Genomic DNA, 17,317 nt, shown 5'->3' with positions numbered 1-17,317 from the left:
GGTTTCACTCCCCCTTGATGCCCAGGTCCCGAATCAACTTGCCATAGCGGTCCGCGTCGCGGCGCAGGATGGTGCCGAACTGCTGAGGTGTGGAGGTGGCGGTTTCCACGCCGATGGCGTTCATCTTTTCTTTCACGTCCGGCAGCGACATGATGCGGTTGATCTCCTGGTTCAGGCGCGCCACCAGCGCCGGTGGCATGCCGGCCGGGCCGAAGGCGCCGTACCACACGGACAGCTCATAGCCGGGCACGGTCTCGGCCACGGTGGGCACATTGGGCAGCAGCGGCGAGCGCTTGGCTTCGGTCACGGCGAGCAGGCGCAGCTTGTTGGCCTTGACGTGGGGCAGGGTCTGCGTGCCGGCGGAGAACAGCAATTGCGTTTGCCCGGCCACGGTGTCGACCACGGCGGGCGCGCCGCCCTTGTAGGGCACGTGCAGCATCTGCACGCCGGCCATCTTCTCGAACAGCACCGCGCTCAGGTGGTTGGTGGAGCCAGGGCCGGCGCTGGCATAGGCCAGCTTGCCGGGGTTGGCGCGCGCGTAGGCGATCAGCTCCTTGACGTTGTGCGCGGGCACCGATGGGTTGACCACCATGGTGTTGGTGACAAAGGCCAGCAGGCCCAGCGGGGTGAAATCTTCCACGCCGCGAAAGGGCATGTTGGGCATCAGCGCGGGGTTCATCGCGTGCGTGCTCATGGAGCCGACCAGCAGCGTGTAGCCGTCTGGCTTGGCGCGCGCCACCATGGCAGAGCCGATATTGCCGGAGGCGCCGGGCTTGTTGTCGACGATCACCGGCTGGCCGAGCGAGCGGGTCAGGTGCTCGGACAGCACGCGGGCAAGGATGTCGGTGGAGCCGCCAGCGGCCCACGGCACGATCAGCGTGATGGGCTTTTGCGGGAAGGGATCGGCGGCGCCGGCGCCCGAGGCGGCGGCAAACAGCGAGAACGTGGCAAGGCCCAGCAAGCAGTGCTTCAAAACGGCTTTCATCTCTTTCCTTCTCCGATGGCTATGCGAACCGCACGGTGCGATCCGGTTTGATTCGATCCTGCAAGTCGGGTCCAGCAGACAGTGGACCAGTGAGCCAATGCACCGTCAGCGGCCCACTGCATATCCCTGCATGCCACGCGCATTGGCGCCGGCGCGCAGCACCAGCCGCCCCTGCGCATCGCGCTCCCGCGTGCAGGCGGACATCCGCCCCTCCGACCACGGCTCGCCTACTTTGACCTCGTGGCCGCGCGCGCGTAGCGCCGCGATGGTGTCCTCGGGCAGCCGGGACTCCACGCTGAGCCGGTTGAGCACCACCGAGCGCGGCCAGAACGAGCCGGGGAAATGATCGACATGCCAGGCAGGCGCATCGATGGCTTCCTGCAGGTTCATGCCGTGCACGGCGTGGCGCAGGAAGAAAGCGACGGACCATTGGTCCTGCTGGTCGCCGCCGGGGGTGCCGAAGACCATATAGGGCTCGCCGTCGCGCAGCGCGAGCGAGGGCGACAGCGTGGTGCACGGGCGCTTGCCCGGCGCTAGCGTGTTGGGCAGGCCCGGCTCCAGCCAGGTCATCTGCAGGCGGGTATTGAGCGCGAAGCCCAGCTCGGGAATCACCGGGCTGGACGACAGCCAGCCGCCCGATGGCGTGGCCGCAACCATGTTGCCCTCGCGGTCGATCACGTCGATGTGGCAGGTGTCGCCGACGAAGATCTCGCGTTCGGCCCATTCCGCTACCGGCGGCATGGCCGCAAAGGTGGGCTCGCCCACGCCGAAGCGCACATCGGCGCGGCGCAGCGTGCGCTCCGCCGCGCCGAGGTCGGGCAGGCGGGGCGCGCGGCCACCGACCGTGCCCGGCAGGATGTCGAGCGAGGCGCGTTCGCCGATCCGGCGTGCGCGTGCGGCGAGGTAGCCGGGATCGAGCAGGCCAGCCAGCGGCGCATCGCCAAAGCTGGGGTCGCCGTACCACGCCAGGCGGTCGGCCATGGCCAGCTTGGCCGCCTCGGCAATGCGGTGCACGAACTCGGGCGAGGTGGGTGCGTGCGCGGCGAGATCGGCGTGGCGCAGCATGCCGAGTTGCTGCAGGAATGCCGGGCCCTGGCTCCAGATGCCGCACTTGGCCACCGTATAGCGGCCAAAATCCAGCGTGGCGGGCGCTTCCACGGTGGGCGCCCAGCGCGCCATGTCTTCATGGCGCAGCAGGCCTTTATGCCGCTCGCCAGTGGTGTCGCGCACCGCCTGGGTACGGCAGAAGCTGTCGATTTCCTTGGCGACGAAGCCCCGGTACCAGCAATCCAGCGCGGCGTCGATCTGCTGCTCGCGCGTGCCGCTGGCGGCTTCGGCCGTCTCGACGATGCGTGTATAGGTGCGTGCCACGCCAGGCACCGTATGCAGGCTGCCCGGGCGGGGCACGCGGCCGTCAGGCAGCCAGACATCGGCCGAGCTGTGCCATTCGTTCTGGAACAGTTCGCGCACCGCCAGGATGGCTTGCGAGATGCGTGGCACCAGCGGGAAGCCGTCGCGCGCATAGCCGATGGCGGGGGCCAGCACATCCGCCAGCGTCCAGGTGCCATAGTCGCGCAGCATGGTCAGCCACGCGCCGAAGGCGCCGGGCACCGTGGCGGGCAGCAGGCCGATGCCGGGCACCAGGTCCAGCCCCATGGCGCGCATCGCGGCCGGGTCGGCCAGCGCGGGCGCGGGGCCTTGGCCGCAGATGGCGCGCACCGCGCGTTCGCGCTCGCTCCACAGCAGGATGGGCACCTCCCCGCCCGGTCCGTTCAGGTGCGGCTCCACCACCTGCAGCACAAAGCCGCCGGCAACGGCCGCGTCGAACGCGTTGCCGCCGCGCTCCAGCACGCTCATGGCGGTTTGCGAGGCCAGCCAGTGGGTGGACGAGGCCACGCCAAAGGTACCGACGATTTCCGGGCGGGTGGTGAACATGGAGACTCCGTGGCGGATCGGGCAGGGTGGCGAAACGCGCTGGCGCTCAAGCGCGCAACGCAAGCCGAGTGGGGTTGGTGCCTGGGAGTATAAGGTCACCGGATAACCGATTTTGGTCAATAATTTATCGTTGCATAAAGGATTGGTTATGCATGGCACGGGCCATGGCCGCACTCGGACTACCCCTTCGCCAACGCGAAGAGCAGAAGCAGGACATTCACAACGATCAACGCGTACAACACCAGCATGGGCGCCGGCGTGCTCCGGCACTGCGCAACCACTTTGCGCAAGCGCTTGTCCCGTCCGCGTTTGAGCAGGTAGGCCAGGCTCATGCCGAACGCGCCAAACCAGGCCAGGTTGCCAAGAGTGCCCTTGGGGCTGGAAGCCGCCTTGTTAGCGAGTGGGGGCGCAGCGGCGACAGCCGGCGAAGCGAGGAACGACGTGTCCGTCGTGGAGGCGATCATGGCCGGTGGCGCGTTGTGCAGCGCGGCCATCGGCTGCGCCGGTGCTGGTGGATTCTGTCTGAGCGGCATTGGCCTTGCCGCTTCGCCGCGTCGTGGACTGTTATGCGCTTCCAGCCTCTCGCGCTGCTTGCCGGAGCGATTGGCGTCCCGGGCTGACTTCGGCCTGGCATCGTGCTGCGGCCATTGCGCGAAGACACCGTCAAGACAGTGCACGGAGTCGCAAGCGTCCCGCTTCTTGCGCCAGGCTACGATGTCCGCTTTGCGAATTGCACCTGCGTGGAGCAGCCGTTGCTGGTCGGCATAGATGCGCTCATAGCCAATCGACAGAAGGGCGTAATCGCAGATGAGCCGCGCCGCGCGCGGGCGTTTGTCTGTTTGCCGCGCGCACGCCGGGCCTTGGCAGCCGGCAGGGGCCGCACGGGGCGCTGTTTTACAGACGATGTCGGACGCCTGCGCACCAGGAATGGCAAACAGGCTCAATGCGAGGAGGACGGCCAGGTGGCCTGTGACCCTGTTCATCGTGTCTTCTCATAGAAGTGACGATTTCGGCGCTGAGGTCCAGCCGGGATCCGCCAAACATTGTGCTACAACGTCACCACCGCGGTCCGCGCGTTACCGCACGTACGCTGCCGGTGCCGGTGGTTCAAAAGTGCCTTTGTAAAATCAAAGGCTTGCAATGCGCACAGGCCCAGGACTTTCATTGCCCTCACCAGTCGACAAACTCCAGCACAACCTCATCTCGCGCCTGCGCCTGAAGCACCTCGCGCTGCTCCTGGCGCTGGACCGCCAGCGCTCGGTCTCGCGCGTGGCGGCCGAGATGGACCTGACCCAGCCTGCCGTGACCAAGGCGCTGCGGGAGATCGAGGAGATCTTCATGGTGCCGCTGTTCGTGCGTTCGCGCCGGGGGCTGGAGCCGACGGGCACCGGCGCGGCGGTATTGGCCCACGCGCGGCTGGCCATGGCGGATACGGAGGCGCTGGGGCGGGAGCTGGCGGTGATCGGCGCCGGACTGCACGGGCGGCTGCGCATCGGCGTGATTCCCTATGTGGCGCCGGTGGTGCTGGACGCGGCCTGCTCGCACGGCCTGCTGCAGCAGCCGCGCGTGGCGGTGCTGGTGCGCGAGGGCACCACGGATGAACTGGTGGCGGCGCTGCGCGCGCACGAGCTCGATTGCGTGATCGCGCGGTCCTTCTACGCGCCCGGCGACGACATCGCGCAGACGCCGCTCTACCGCGAAGAGCCAGCGCTGGTGGTGCCTAACGACGCCGCCGCGCGGCTCGCGCGCGGCAAGCTGGACTGGCAGCGCCTGGCGGCGCTGGACTGGATCCTGCCGCCCGCGCACACGCCGATCCGGCGCACCATCAACACGCTGTTCGCCACCGCCGGCGCGGTGCCGCCCACGCCAATGGTGGAAACCTATTCGATCAAGACCATCGCCACGCTGATGCGCAACCAGCCACGCGCCATCACCATCGTGCCGCGCGCGGTGGCGGCCGAGCTCGCGGCCACCGGCAGCGCGGCTGTGCTGCCGCATACGCTGACGTGGGACCTGCCCGCGGTGGGCGCGATGTGGTTGCGGCGCACGGAGCATAGCGAGCCGCTGCAGGCGCTGGTGCGGGCGTTGCTGCAGGCGGTGGCGGTGAAGGGGTGAAGCAAGCCGCGGCAACAGGATGGTCATCACCGATGTCATCCAAGTAGTCCGCCGCGCGATAGCCGTCGGCTGCCGCCCTACATCGCTCGCCTGGCGGTTTGCTGCACCATGTCGCGAAGCACCTTGGCCGTGGGCGAGAGCGGTACGCTGTGCCGGGTGATCAGGCCCAGGGTCCGCGACACCTCGGGCTCGACCAGCGGGATGCCACGCAACGTGGCATGCCCCTTCACGGGCAGGGCCAGGCACGGCACCGCGGCGACGCCCAGCCCGGCTTCGACCAGCCCGAGCAGCGTCGACACATGGGCCACTTCAAAGAAACTTGTCGGCCTGCGTTCGCAGTTTGCCAATGCAGAGTCAATCAGCACGCGATTGCCGCTGGAGCGGTCGACGGTCATGAACCGCTCGTCGGCCAGCTCCGACCACCTTACGCTTTTGCGGCGCGCAAGCGGATGCGCATGGCAAACAGCTAGCACAAACTTCTCGCTGAAGATCCCTTCGAAGGCGACGTCCGGCTCCTGCGTTCCGATGAAGTTGATGCCGAAGTCCGCGCGCCCGGTGATGACGGCATTCAGCACGGTGTTGGCGCTTTCATCCAGCACACGGACCCGGATGCGCGGGTAGTGCTGCGCAAATCGCAGGATCACCGATGGCAGGAAGTAGTAGGCGGCGGACGGCACGCAGGCCACCGTCACCAGGCCGCTGCGTTGCGCGGCAAGGTCCGTGATGTTCAGCACCCCTCCCTCAAGCTCCTCGAGTGCTGCCCGTGCGTGATCCAGGAACAGGCGTCCGACGTTCGTCAATGCAACGTGGCGCGTGCTGCGTTCGAACAGCTTGACACCCAGGATGCCTTCCAGCTTTTCAATGCGCCTGCTCAGTGCCGGCGGCGAGAGGTGGAGGTCGTCCGCGGCCGCGCGGAACGACAGTCGGTCTGCTACGGCCACGAATGCCTGCAGTTCCTGCAAATCGAAATTGATGCGTGCCATGCAACGATGTCTCCTGGGATTGCAATATACAAATGATTACCTTGAGGACATCATAAATGCATGAGCAAAGACATTCCCTGTGTATTGATGCGTGGCGGCACTTCCCGCGGACCCTTGTTCCGTGCGGACTGGCTGCCCGAGGACCCGGCCAGGCGGGATCAGGTATTGCTGTCGGCGATGGGCTCGCCCCATGCCTTGCAGGTCGATGGGCTTGGCGGTGGCAGTTCGCTGACCAGCAAGGCGGCGATCGTATCGTGTTCGCTTCGGCCAGGATGCGATATAGATTATCTGTTTGCGCAGGTTGCGGTTGACAAGAATCGGGTAGACACCCGTCCCAACTGTGGAAACATGCTCGCCGCCGTGGCGCCATTCGCCATCGAGGAGGGCTTGGTCCGGGCCGGCCAGTGCGCGACTACCATCCGCATCTTCAACGTCAATACCTCGTCAGTCGTCGAAGCCGTGGTCCAGACCCCGGGCGGTCAGGTGACCTACGCCGGCGATACGCGGATCGATGGGGTTGCCGGGACAGCAGCCCCGATCATGCTGAACTTCCTGGATGCATGGGGGCGCGTGACCGGCGCCATGTTCCCGACCGGGAACACGATCGACGTGATCGACGAGGTCCCGGTTACCTGTATCGATGCCGCCATGCCTCTCGTTGTCGTTCATGCGGCGTCGCTCGGCGTGCGTGGAGACGAAACACCCACGGCGCTCGATGCCAATGCGCAGATGCTCGCGCGGCTGGAGTCGATGCGCAGGGAGGCTGGTCGCCGGATGGGCTTGGGCGATGTCAGCAACAGCGTCATTCCCAAGCCCGTTCTCGTCAGCCGCTACGGCAGGGCGAATGAGATCACGTCACGCTATTTCACCCCTTCGCATTGCCACGCGGCACACGCCGTGACCGGTGCAGTCGGCATTGCGGCGGCATATTGCGTGCCTGGGACAGTGGCCAACGGGCTTGCTTCGACGCCCTCGCCGGAAGGCCGCATCGTGGTGCATCACCCTGCCGGCAGCATCGAAGTCCACGTCGAGCTGGAGCGTGATGGCGGCCCGTCGCGCTTCCGGCGTATCGGGCTCGTGCGCACCGCCAGACGCATCATGAAAGGCATGCTGTCCGTTCCCGACGAAGTGCTGGGCTGACGCCCAGGGTGCTTCGACCTGCATCGCATCACGAAAAAAAACACCAGGAGACCATCATGGCTTGTACCTTCAGGCACGCCTGTGCCATCGCGCTGGCCCTCACTGTCGGCGTGGCACACGCCTTCCCCGACAAGAACATTACGATCGTCGTTCCAACCTCGGCGGGTGGCGGCAACGATGCCATGGCGCGCGTGATCGCCCAGCGCATGAGCGTGTCGCTCGGCAAGCCGGTGGTTGTGGAAAACCGTGCCGGCGCCAACGGCGCGATCGCTTCCGAGTATGTCGCGCGGGCCAAGCCGGACGGGTATACCATCCTGTTCGGATACATCGCGACGCATGGGATCAACCCGGCTCTTCAGAAGCTGCGCTACGACCCGGTAAAGGATTTCGCGTCGATCGGCATGGTCGCAAGTTCCCCCACCTTGGTTGTGGTCAACCCGACGGTGAAAGCCGGCGACATGAAGCAGCTGATCGACCTGGCGCGCTCCAAGGATGCCAACCTGAACTACGCCTCCGCGGGCAACGGCACCGCGCCCCATGCCGCCGCGGAACTATTCAGGCAGGCCACGCAGACGCAGATGGTGCACGTGCCCTACAAGGGATCCGCGCCGGCGCTGGTCGATACGATCGCCGGCAATACGCAGATCATGTTCCCGAGCTTGTTCACCGCCTACCCGCAGATCCGCAACGGCAAGGTTCGCGTTCTCGCCGTGGCCAGCAGCAAGCGCACCCCGCTGCTGAGGGACACGCCGACACTGAACGAGCTGGGGATTGATGTCGCGGTCGATCAATGGTATGCCATGTTCTCCCCCGCGGGCACGCCCCCGGAGATCGTCGCCCGGCTGAATGCGGAACTCAATGCAGCGCTGCGCGATCAGGAGGTCGCGGACAAGATCGCGGAGCAGGGCGCCTACGTGCAGACCAGCACGCCACAGGAACTCGGCGCGCTCGTGAGCGCCGAACTCGCCAAATGGAAGCGGGTGGTTCAGGCGGCCGGCATGACCACGGACTGACTCCGGCAATTCCCGGTGTGCGGCGCCAGCCCAGTCAAGCTCGGTGCATCGCGCGATTCGCACACGTCCTTGCCTCACAGCATGGCCTTGCAACATGGCCTCACAAAACCTGACCACGGGGGACAAATGAACCAATACCGGCTCGCCATTCGCGTCGCAAAGCACACTTCGCTCGGTGCGATCTCAACACTGATGGCGTGCGCCGCGCATGCCCAATCCAGCGTGGCGCTGTACGGCATCGTCGACGCCGGCATCCGGTACGCGACCAACGCTAATACGGCCAGGGACGGCAAGCTCGAACTATCGGAGGGCGCGCTGAACGGGTCGCGATTCGGACTGCGGGGTAGAGAGGATCTCGGCGCAGGGACTGCAGCGGTCTATGTGCTGGAAGGGGGCTTTGACCTCGGCACCGGAAGCGCCCTGCAGTCATCCGTCGCGGGCTATGGCCAAGCGTCATCCGGTGGCACGGGGCGCATGTTCGGCCGGCAGGCTTTTGTCGGGATGCAAAGCCGTTTCGGCGCGATCACGCTGGGCCGCCAGTATGGCGTCGCCTATCAGGCGATGGCAGGCGCGCAGATCTTCGGCAACCCGAACCTGGATACGCTGGCGATCGCTCGCGTCTATACCGGTAGCCGGCAAGACAATGCGGTTAAATATGAAGGAAAGGCCGGCAGCTGGAAGCTGGCCGCGCACCACGCCTTCGGTGAAGTGCCCGGCAACACGCGCGCCAACGCCAGCACCGGGATCAGCCTCGGCTACGATGACAAGAAATTCCAGGCGAGTGCGTCTTACCAGCAGGCCCGAAGTGCCAATGGCGCGCAGGCAAGAAAGACCGTGGGCGCTACGGCCGGATACGCGAGCGGCCGCCTGAAAGCGACTGCCGGATACCTCTCCAACCGCTACAGCGCCACTGGCACCCGAAACGAAGTCATCATCGGCGGCGTCAGCTATCAGTGGTCACCGGCCTGGCTGGTCGGCGTGGGGGCATTCCACGATGAGCAGAAGGACCCGGGTGGCCGGCGCTCGGCCGCCTATCTTCTCGCCGACTACCGTTTATCCAAGCGCACGGATGTCTATTTCGAAGCCGACTACAACCGCATCACTGGCGGATACGCGCTGATCAAGTCGCAAGGAAGGGTAGGTGGCAAGGTGGGTGCGATGGTCGGGCTTCGGCATGTTTTCTGATGCATCGCTCGCAACCGCGGCTTGCCGGAGCGCGCAAGCCGTTCGTCCGGATGCAGGCAGCGAATACGGGGCCGGCAGCGCCTGTCGCATGGCGCCGCCGGCCCTGTCCGATGCGCTCGGGCGCCGCAGACGGCTTCGGCCTCACTCAATTATCTCGAACTCCCCGAAATACGCTTCATTCAACGTCAGTCCCAACCCCGGCAAGTTATCGTCCAATTGCAGGTACCCCCTGTCCGGCGCCGGCTCCCCCTTGAAGATGTAATAGAACAGCTCATTGCCCACTTCCACGTCGTGCACCGGGAAGAACTCGGACATCGGCGATGCGGTCGAGGCCATGGTGAGGTGGTAGTTGTGCATCTGGCCCGCGTGCGGGATGACCGGCACGGACCAGGCCTCGGCCATGGCGTTGATCTTCTGCGCGGCGGTGATGCCGCCAACCCGGTTGGTGTCGTACTGGATCACGTCCACCGCGCGGCGCTCCAGCAGGTCCTTGAAGCCGTAGGAGGTGAACTCATGCTCGCCGCCGGAGATGGGGAAGGGGCTCATCTTCTTGAGTTCGGCGTAGCCTTCGATGTCGTCGGCAATCACCGGTTCTTCCAGCCAGCGCGGGTTGAATTCGGCCAGGCGCGGAATCATGCGGCGGGCGTACTCCAGCGTCCAGCCCATATAGCACTCCAGCATGATGTCGACGCTGTCGCCCACCAGCTCGCGCAGCAGGCGCACTTGCTCGATGTTCTTCTGCATGCCGGCGGGGCCATCCTTCGGGCCATAGCCAAAGCGCATCTTCATGGCGGTGAAGCCTTGGTCGAGATAGCTCTGGGCTTCGGCCAGGAACGCGTCGCGGTCGTCGTTGTTGTAGAGCTTGGAGGCGTAGCACCAGATCTTTTCCTTGGTGCGCCCGCCCAGCAGCTTGAACACCGGCTTGCCCACGGCCTTGCCCATCAGGTCCCACAGCGCGATGTCGACCGCCGAGATCGCTGCCATGCCGATGCCCTTGCGGCCCCAGGCATGGGTGCGGCGATACATCTTCTGCCACAGGTATTCATTGTCGAAGGGGTCCTGGCCGATCACGATCGGGGCCAGGTACTGGTCGATGATTTCCTTGGCCACGCGCGGCGCCAGCGCGCAGTTGCCGATGCCGACGAGGCCCGTGTCGGTCTCGACTTCCACCACCAGCCAGCCGTGGAAGCGGAAGGAGCCCATGGCGTCGCCGCGCTCGAACAGGATGTCGGTGGCGTTGGTGCAGAAGTGGGCCTGCGGGGGCACCGTCTTGCCCTTCCATTCAAAGACGCGGGTGCGAATGCTGGTGATTTTCAAGAGAGTCTCCGTGGGTTTGGTTGCCAGTGGCGAATGGGTGGCGGGCTTAGTGGGCTTACTGGCCTTGGCGGGCTGCGCGGCTGCTGCCCATCTGGCAGGCAATGCGGAAAGCCTGCAGCGTGGCGCCGAGGTCGGCGCGGCCTTGCTGCGTGATATCGAAGGCGGTGCCGTGGGCCGGCGTGGTGATCGGCACCGGCAGGCCGCCCTGTACGGTGACCCCGCGCGAGAAACCCATCAGCTTGATGCCGATCTGGCCCTGGTCGTGATACATGGTGACGATGGCGTCGAACTGCCGCTGCGCCGGGCCACCCTGCACCTTGAGGAAGATGGTGTCGGCGGGGAACGGGCCATCGGCCGCCACGCCGCGCGACTGCGCGTCGGCCACGGCCGGCGCGATGATGTCGATCTCCTCGCGTCCGAAGGCGCCGTTGTCGCCGTTGTGCGGGTTCAGGCCACACACGGCAATGCGCGGGCGGGCCATGCCGGCGCCGCGCAGGGCCTGGTCGATCAGGTCGATGGCGTCGCCCACGCTGGCGCGGTTGATCATGGCGGGCACGTCCTTGAGCGCCACGTGCGATGTCACGCGGGAGGTCCACAGGCCATCGAGCACATTGAACTCGCAGAAGGCGCCGTGGTAGCCGAGCTTCTCGGCGAACCAGTGCAGCTCGTCGTTATGCCCCATGCCGGCGGCATGCAGCGCGCTCTTGTTGAGCGGGCCGAACAGGATGGCATCGGCCTTGCCGGCGTCGGCCAGCTCCAGCGCCAGTGCCAGCGTGCCGAGGCTGTAGCGGCCGCCTTCGGCGCTGGCCACGCCGCGCTGGTAAGCGGGCTTGCCGTCGAGCTGCCAGTGGAACAGGCGCGCCGCATTGTTGCTGTCATTGCCGGCGAACACCAGCGCATCGGTTTCGCGCAGTGCGATGTCAACACCGGCCACCTGCATGCCGTGACGCCATTCGTCGCGATCGGCAATCAGCAGGATATCGGCGCGCGCCGCGGTATCGGGGTCCGCGAGCAGCTTGGCGATCAGTTCGGGGCCGATGCCGGCGGGGTCGCCGAGCACCATGGCGATTCTGGGTCGTTGGGTCATGGGGTTCTCAGAGTGATCGGGAGATATTGGTTCAGTCCAGCTTGACGCCGAGCTCGGCGATCATCTTGCCGTAGCGTGCATATTCGGCGCGCGAGAAGGCATCGAACTGGGCGGCATTGAGCGTGCCTGGCACCGCGCCTACGTCGTTCAGGCGGCGCACGGTGTCGGGATCCTTGAGTACGGTGGCTAGCGCGGCGCCCAGCTTTTGCAGCGTGGCGGGTGGCGTGCCGGCGGGGGCGTAGACGCCGTACCAGGCATTGGTCTGGATGCCCGGCACGCCGGCTTCGGCCAGCGTGGGCACGCTCTGCAACAGCGCCGAGCGCTGGTCGGCGGTGACCGCCAGCGCGCGCAGCTTGCCGGCCTTGATATGGTTGATGACGGACGGCATGGTCTCGAAGCTCATGTCGACCTGCCCGCCCATCAGGTCCACCAGCGCGCTGCTGCTGCTCTTGTAGGGCACGTGCAGCAACTTGCCATGGATCTGGTGCGCAAACGCCGCGCCGGCCAAGTGCTGGGTGCTGCCGACGCCGGAGGAGCTATAGCGGAATTTGTCGGGATTGGCCTGGATCTGCGCCACCAGCGACTTGACGTCGCGCGCCGTCACCTGGTTGTTGACCACCAGCACATTAGGCACCGACGACACCAGCGCCACCGGCACCAGGTCCTTGAGCGGATTGAATTGCAGCTTGAGCAGGTGCGGCGCGATGGCTTGCGAGGTGACCACACCCATCAGCAGCGTATTGCCATCGGGCGCGGACTTGGCGGTAATGTCGGCGGCGATGGTGTTGGAAGCGCCGGGCCGGTTGTCCACCACCACGGGTTGCTTGAGGATGGCGGCGAGCTTGTCGGAGACGATGCGGGCCATGACGTCGGTGCCGCCGCCGGGCGCGGCACCCACCATCAACCGTACCGGGCGGGTGTCTTGCGCGTAGGCGCAGGTCATGGCGGCGGCAATTCCCAGCAAGCCGGCGAGGGCGCCGGACATCCATCGTTTCATCGTTGTCTCCATCATTGTTATGGGCCTGCGCTGATGTGCTGATGCGCGGATAGCCAGACTATAGGGATGGGAGTGATATCTGACTAATGATGTTTATTGAATGGGTGATTACCTGTGGGAATACATGGGGGAGCCCCCCGGTGTCTCTTGCACGCCCTGCGGCCAGCCTGAACGCCCTTTCAGGCTGGCGTGCACCCGGCACGCAGCAGCTTGATCAGCTGGCCGGCCGCGGCGGACAGCGTGCCCCCGCGCCGGGTCACGATGCCGAAGGTCTGTTGCCGGGACTGCATCCGCACCGGCAGGATCCGCAGCAGCTTTTGCCGGGCAAACAGCTCCGCCACGCTGGTCGGCAGCAGCGATACCAGCCTGGCGCTGCGCTGCAGCATGGTCACCGTGACAAAGGTGGACGAGGTGGAGATTGCATTGGGCGGCATGCCCAGTCCCGCCATGTCCAGCTCCCGCTGCAGCAGGGCATGCATGGGCATCTGGCCGGGATAAACGATCCAGCGGTAGCCGGCAAGGTCGGCAAAGCCCAGTTCCCGGCCGCGCGGCGCCGCGTGGGCATAGCCCACCACCACGGAGATCGGCTCGTCGCCCAGCGGCTCGTAGTGATAGCTGGCGGGCTGGTCGCTTACCAGCGCACGACCGATGACAAGGTCCAGCCGGCCATCGTCGAGCAGCGTCAGCATGCGCAGGCTGGTGTCCTCGACGATCTCGATGGACAGGTTCGGCTGGTCGGCCTGCATGGCATCGAGCGCCGGCACCAGCACCTGCGGCACCGCGCCCATGATGGTGCCCACGGCCAGGTGCCCGCCACGGCCCGAGCGGATCTCGGCCATGTCCTGGCACAGCGACGTCAGGTCCGTTGCCAGCAGGCGGGCATAGCGGATCACGCAGTGGCCGAACTGGTTCGGCCGCATGCCGGTCTTGGAGCGCTCGAACAGCGGCGCATCGAGCATGCCTTCCAGTTCCTGCAAGGCCTTGCTGGCCGCGGACTGCGTCATGGCCATGGCCGACGCGGCCTGGTGCAGCGATTTGTGGTCGTCCAGTGCGATCAGCAATTGCAGTTGCTTCATGCGCAGGCGGGACATCAGCACGTCCAGCGTGGCTTTCATGTGCGTTCTGGTTCCGGAAGGATGACGGTCATGTGAGCGGCCATGTGAAGCGGCCATGTGAGTCGTAAAAGCGATCACGAGATGGAAAGGTTTCAATATACAGCGTGGCATGGCGCGCCGTATATTCATTCCCTGCCGCAAGTCGCCCAGCCATAACAAGGAGAGAGACACCATGCCCGATATCCATCCCGCCTACCGTGGCGTATTCCCGGTGGCCCCCACCATCTTCGATGAGCAGGGTGGCCTCGACCTCGACGGCCAGCGCCGCTGCATCGATTTCATGATCGACGCAGGCTCCAACGGCATCTGCATCCTGGCGAACTTCTCCGAGCAGTTCGTCCTCACCGACGATGAGCGCAGCCTGCTGATGACCACGGTGCTTGAGCACGTGGCCGGCCGCGTTCCGGTGATCGTCACCACTACGCATTTCAGCTCGCGCATCTGCGCCGAGCGCAGCCGTGCCGCGCAGGATGCCGGCGCCGCCATGGTGATGGTGATGCCGCCGTACCACGGCGCCACCATCCGCGTGCCCGAGCGCGCCATCTACGAGTTCTTCGCGACCGTCTCGGCGGCGATCGATATCCCCGTCATGATCCAGGACGCGCCTGTCAGCGGCACCACGCTGTCGGCGCCGTTCCTGGCGCGCATGGCCAAGGAGATCGCCAACGTCTCGTACTTCAAGATCGAGGTGCCGCAAGCCGCGGTAAAGCTGCGCGAGCTGATCGCGCTTGGCGGCGACGCCATCGTCGGCCCGTGGGATGGCGAGGAAGCCATCACGCTGATGGCCGACCTCGATGCCGGCGCCACCGGCGCGATGACCGGCGCGGGCTTCCCCGATGGCATCCGCAAGATCGTGGATGCCTACCAGGCCGGCGACACGGAGCTGGCCGCGCAGCATTACCAGCAATGGCTGCCGCTGATCAACCATGAGAACCGGCAAGGCTGGCTGGCAACCGCCAAGGCGCTGATGAAGGAGGGCGGCGTGATTGCCTCCGACGCGCTGCGCCATCCCTTGCAGCCCATGCACCCGGCCACGCGTGCCGGCTTGCTGCAGATCGCGCGCCGGCTGGATCCGATGGTGCTGCGCTGGGGCAAGTGAGGCGAGCCGTGGCTGACGCGAGCCGCTAACCCCTATCCCCTATCTCCTAACCCATATCGAACGACTGGCGGCGCCGCTGACGCGCCGCTTTTTCATTTCAAGGACCCAAGATGAACCTCACAGGCGAACTGCTCATTGGCCGCCAGTCGGTGCGCGGCACCCATGGCGAGATCCGGGCCATCGATCCCGCATCCGGCGAAACCCTGACACCGGCTTTTGGCGGCGCCACGCGCTCGCAACTGGACCAGGCTTGCGCGCTGGCCGCGCAGGCGTTCGATGTGTATCGCGAAACGCCGCTCGAGCAACGCGCTGCGCTCCTCGAGAAGATCGCTGCCAATATCCTGGAGCTCGGCGACGCGCTGATTGCGCGCTGCGTCAGCGAGAGCGGCCTGCCGCGCGCCCGCATCGAAGGCGAACGGGGGCGCACCGTGGGCCAGTTGCGCCTGTTTGCCGGCGTGGTGCGGCAGGGCGACTTCCTCGGCCTGCGCATCGATCCCGCACAGCCCGAGCGCATGCCGCTGCCGCGCGTGGACCTGCGCCTGCGCCACATCGCGCTGGGCCCGGTGGCCGTGTTCGGCGCCAGCAATTTCCCGCTGGCGTTCTCGGTGGCGGGTGGCGACACGGCGTCGGCGCTCGCCGCCGGCTGCCCGGTCGTCGTCAAGGCGCATCCGGCGCATCCCGGTACCTCGGAGCTGGTCGGCCGTGCGATCCAGCGGGCGGTGGAAGAACTTGGCTTGCCCGAGGGCACGTTCTCGCTGCTGTTCGACTCCGGGCTGGAGATCGCGCAGGGGCTGGTCAGCGATCATCGCATCAAGGCGGTCGGCTTCACCGGCTCGCGCGCCGGCGGCACCGCGCTGATGCAGCTCGCCGCGGCCCGCAACGAGCCGATTCCCGTCTACGCGGAAATGAGCAGCATCAACCCGGTCCTGCTGTTCCCACACGCGCTGGGCAACCGCGCTGATGCCATCGGCAAGGCATTCGCTGCCTCGCTGACGCTGGGCGCGGGCCAGTTCTGCACCAATCCCGGCCTGATCCTTGCCGTGGACGACCCGGATCTGGAGCGCTTCCTGGCAGCGGCCGAAGCGGCGATCGCGCAGATCCCGGCTTCAACCATGCTCACGCCCGGCATTCACCGCGCTTACGGCGCCGGGGTGGAAACCATCGGCTGCCATCCGCAGGTGAACACCGTAGCGCGTGGCCAGGGGGGTGTGCGATACCAGGGGCAGGCCGCATTGTTCTCCACCACCGCGCAAGCGTTCCTTGAACACGAGGCCCTGCGCGCGGAGATTTTCGGCGCGGCGTCGCTGGTGGTGCGTTGCCCGGACCTGGCCACCATGCAGCGCGTGGTGGAATCCCTCGAAGGGCAATTGACCGCCGCCATCCACGTCGATGAAGCCGATTACGACACCGCGCGCAGCTTCCTGCCAGCCTTGGAGCGGCGCGTGGGCCGGATCTTGGTGAACGGTTTCGCCACGGGTGTGGAAGTCAGCCACGCCATGGTGCACGGTGGCCCATATCCGTCCACGTCGGACGGGCGTTCGACTTCCGTTGGCTCGCTGGCGATCGCGCGTTTCCTGCGTCCGGTCTGCTACCAGGACATGCCCGCGGCTTTGCTGCCGCAAGCGCTGCGCGCGGGCAATCCGCTGGGCCTTGCGGTGCGGGTGGACGGCGAAATGCAATCCAGCCGTTAGCCGTTAGCCGTTAGCTCACCGGTTCCATCTCGCTTCAAGGCAAAGCGCGCGGCGCGGCTGTCAGCCGGCACCGCGCGCGGTGAAACCTCTTGCTAACGGATGCATCAGGCGTTGGCGCCTTCGGTGAAGACATCGACCTTGCCGCTGCGAGCGCCGTCGGTGTAGGCATCGAAGCTGCGGGCCGGTGTAGCCGAGACGCCGGTGCGATCCAGGCCGGCAACCAGCGCGCCATCGGTGTACGGGTCAAACTTGCCGGCACGTGCGCCGTCGGTGTAGGCATCGAATCCGCGGGCCGGCGAAGCCGAAACCCCCGAGCGGTCCAGGCCGGCGATGCGTGCGCCTTCGGTGAAGGTATCCAGCTTGCCGCTGCGCGCACCGTCGGTGAAGGTGTCGGTGGACCGGAAGTCGTAGCCATACTTGTCGGCGGGGACCGAGGTGCGGAATTCATAGCCGTACTTGTCGCCGGCGAGGGTGTCCTTGGCGGAAGCGGCCTGGGCGGCGCCGATGGCGGCGAGCGAGAGCACGAGGGTGGAAGCGAGCTTGAGGGCGAAGGTCTTGGTCATGATGTTCTCCAGTATCTTAAAATTCGTTGAATTTCGTTGATTGTTCGCTGCGACTGCCAGAACGTTGCTTTGTTTGTGCGCGCCGTCCATGT

At 66.2% G+C, this 17,317-nt stretch carries 15 protein-coding genes; 6 read left to right on the top strand and 9 right to left on the bottom strand.

The genetic code is table 11. The annotated features are described in order from the left end of the window. Positions 1-4: 4 nt before the first annotated feature. The 3 genes from AC1RQC_RS18095 to AC1RQC_RS18085 all read right to left on the bottom strand — a co-directional run bounded on the left by AC1RQC_RS18095 (position 5) and on the right by AC1RQC_RS18085 (position 3,864). Positions 5-985 carry a Bug family tripartite tricarboxylate transporter substrate binding protein gene (locus AC1RQC_RS18095; RefSeq protein WP_492814181.1) on the bottom strand — a complete coding sequence of 327 codons (981 nt, stop codon included), beginning with the start codon at positions 983-985 and terminating at the stop codon, positions 5-7. A 105-nt stretch (positions 986-1,090) separates the two neighbouring features. After that, on the bottom strand, positions 1,091-2,920 hold the full coding sequence (locus AC1RQC_RS18090; RefSeq protein ID WP_492884225.1) for a gamma-glutamyltransferase family protein: 1,830 nt from the start codon (positions 2,918-2,920) through the stop codon (positions 1,091-1,093). Positions 2,921-3,099: 179 nt separating this feature from the next. Beyond that, the gene (locus AC1RQC_RS18085) at positions 3,100-3,864 is read right to left on the bottom strand and encodes a hypothetical protein (protein ID WP_492884223.1); all 765 of its coding nucleotides are present in this window, start codon (positions 3,862-3,864) and stop codon (positions 3,100-3,102) included. A 220-nt stretch (positions 3,865-4,084) separates the two neighbouring features. Between AC1RQC_RS18085 and AC1RQC_RS18080 the strand changes: the two genes are divergently transcribed. Beyond that, positions 4,085-5,035, top strand: a complete 951-nt coding sequence (locus AC1RQC_RS18080) for a LysR family transcriptional regulator (protein WP_492830678.1) — start codon at positions 4,085-4,087, stop codon at positions 5,033-5,035. Positions 5,036-5,112: 77 nt separating this feature from the next. On the opposite strand, the gene AC1RQC_RS18075 is transcribed toward AC1RQC_RS18080, so the two are convergent. Then, positions 5,113-6,018 (bottom strand): LysR family transcriptional regulator, encoded by a 906-nt coding sequence (locus AC1RQC_RS18075; protein WP_492884221.1) that lies wholly within the window; start codon positions 6,016-6,018, stop codon positions 5,113-5,115. A 60-nt stretch (positions 6,019-6,078) separates the two neighbouring features. Here AC1RQC_RS18075 and AC1RQC_RS18070 point away from each other — a divergent pair, with 60 nt between their 5' ends. The 3 genes from AC1RQC_RS18070 (at position 6,079) to AC1RQC_RS18060 (ending at position 9,356) form a co-directional block, all read left to right on the top strand. After that, positions 6,079-7,158, top strand: coding sequence for a 4-oxalomesaconate tautomerase (locus AC1RQC_RS18070; RefSeq protein ID WP_492830676.1), 1,080 nt, complete (start codon positions 6,079-6,081; stop codon positions 7,156-7,158). A gap of 56 nt (positions 7,159-7,214) precedes the next feature. Further along, a complete protein-coding gene (locus AC1RQC_RS18065; protein WP_492884219.1) occupies positions 7,215-8,171 on the top strand; it encodes a Bug family tripartite tricarboxylate transporter substrate binding protein in 957 nt (318 codons plus the stop codon). A gap of 126 nt (positions 8,172-8,297) precedes the next feature. Further along, positions 8,298-9,356 carry a porin gene (locus AC1RQC_RS18060; RefSeq protein ID WP_492884217.1) on the top strand — a complete coding sequence of 353 codons (1,059 nt, stop codon included), beginning with the start codon at positions 8,298-8,300 and terminating at the stop codon, positions 9,354-9,356. A 141-nt stretch (positions 9,357-9,497) separates the two neighbouring features. On the opposite strand, the gene AC1RQC_RS18055 is transcribed toward AC1RQC_RS18060, so the two are convergent. The 4 genes from AC1RQC_RS18055 to AC1RQC_RS18040 form a co-directional block, all read right to left on the bottom strand. Beyond that, positions 9,498-10,673: an L-rhamnonate dehydratase gene (locus AC1RQC_RS18055; protein ID WP_492884215.1), complete on the bottom strand. Its 1,176-nt coding sequence runs from the start codon at positions 10,671-10,673 to the stop codon at positions 9,498-9,500. Positions 10,674-10,728: 55 nt separating this feature from the next. Continuing rightward, positions 10,729-11,760 carry a 4-hydroxythreonine-4-phosphate dehydrogenase PdxA gene (locus AC1RQC_RS18050; protein ID WP_492830674.1) on the bottom strand — a complete coding sequence of 344 codons (1,032 nt, stop codon included), beginning with the start codon at positions 11,758-11,760 and terminating at the stop codon, positions 10,729-10,731. Positions 11,761-11,791: 31 nt separating this feature from the next. Continuing rightward, positions 11,792-12,757 carry a Bug family tripartite tricarboxylate transporter substrate binding protein gene (locus AC1RQC_RS18045; RefSeq protein WP_492884213.1) on the bottom strand — a complete coding sequence of 322 codons (966 nt, stop codon included), beginning with the start codon at positions 12,755-12,757 and terminating at the stop codon, positions 11,792-11,794. A 179-nt stretch (positions 12,758-12,936) separates the two neighbouring features. After that, positions 12,937-13,872, bottom strand: coding sequence for a LysR family transcriptional regulator (locus AC1RQC_RS18040; protein ID WP_492814196.1), 936 nt, complete (start codon positions 13,870-13,872; stop codon positions 12,937-12,939). A gap of 172 nt (positions 13,873-14,044) precedes the next feature. On the opposite strand from AC1RQC_RS18040, the gene AC1RQC_RS18035 reads away from it, so the two are divergent. Beyond that, positions 14,045-14,971, top strand: a complete 927-nt coding sequence (locus AC1RQC_RS18035; protein ID WP_492814197.1) for a dihydrodipicolinate synthase family protein — start codon at positions 14,045-14,047, stop codon at positions 14,969-14,971. A 110-nt stretch (positions 14,972-15,081) separates the two neighbouring features. Then, positions 15,082-16,662: an aldehyde dehydrogenase (NADP(+)) gene (locus AC1RQC_RS18030; RefSeq protein WP_492884211.1), complete on the top strand. Its 1,581-nt coding sequence runs from the start codon at positions 15,082-15,084 to the stop codon at positions 16,660-16,662. A 104-nt stretch (positions 16,663-16,766) separates the two neighbouring features. On the opposite strand, the gene AC1RQC_RS18025 is transcribed toward AC1RQC_RS18030, so the two are convergent. After that, positions 16,767-17,225: a hypothetical protein gene (locus tag AC1RQC_RS18025; RefSeq protein ID WP_492884209.1), complete on the bottom strand. Its 459-nt coding sequence runs from the start codon at positions 17,223-17,225 to the stop codon at positions 16,767-16,769. Positions 17,226-17,317 lie beyond the last annotated feature (92 nt).

Source organism: Cupriavidus sp. GW822-FHT03E04 (assembly GCF_058801495.1).
The sequence above is the reverse complement of the archived record's forward strand: the minus strand, read 5'-3'. Positions and strand labels throughout refer to the sequence as shown.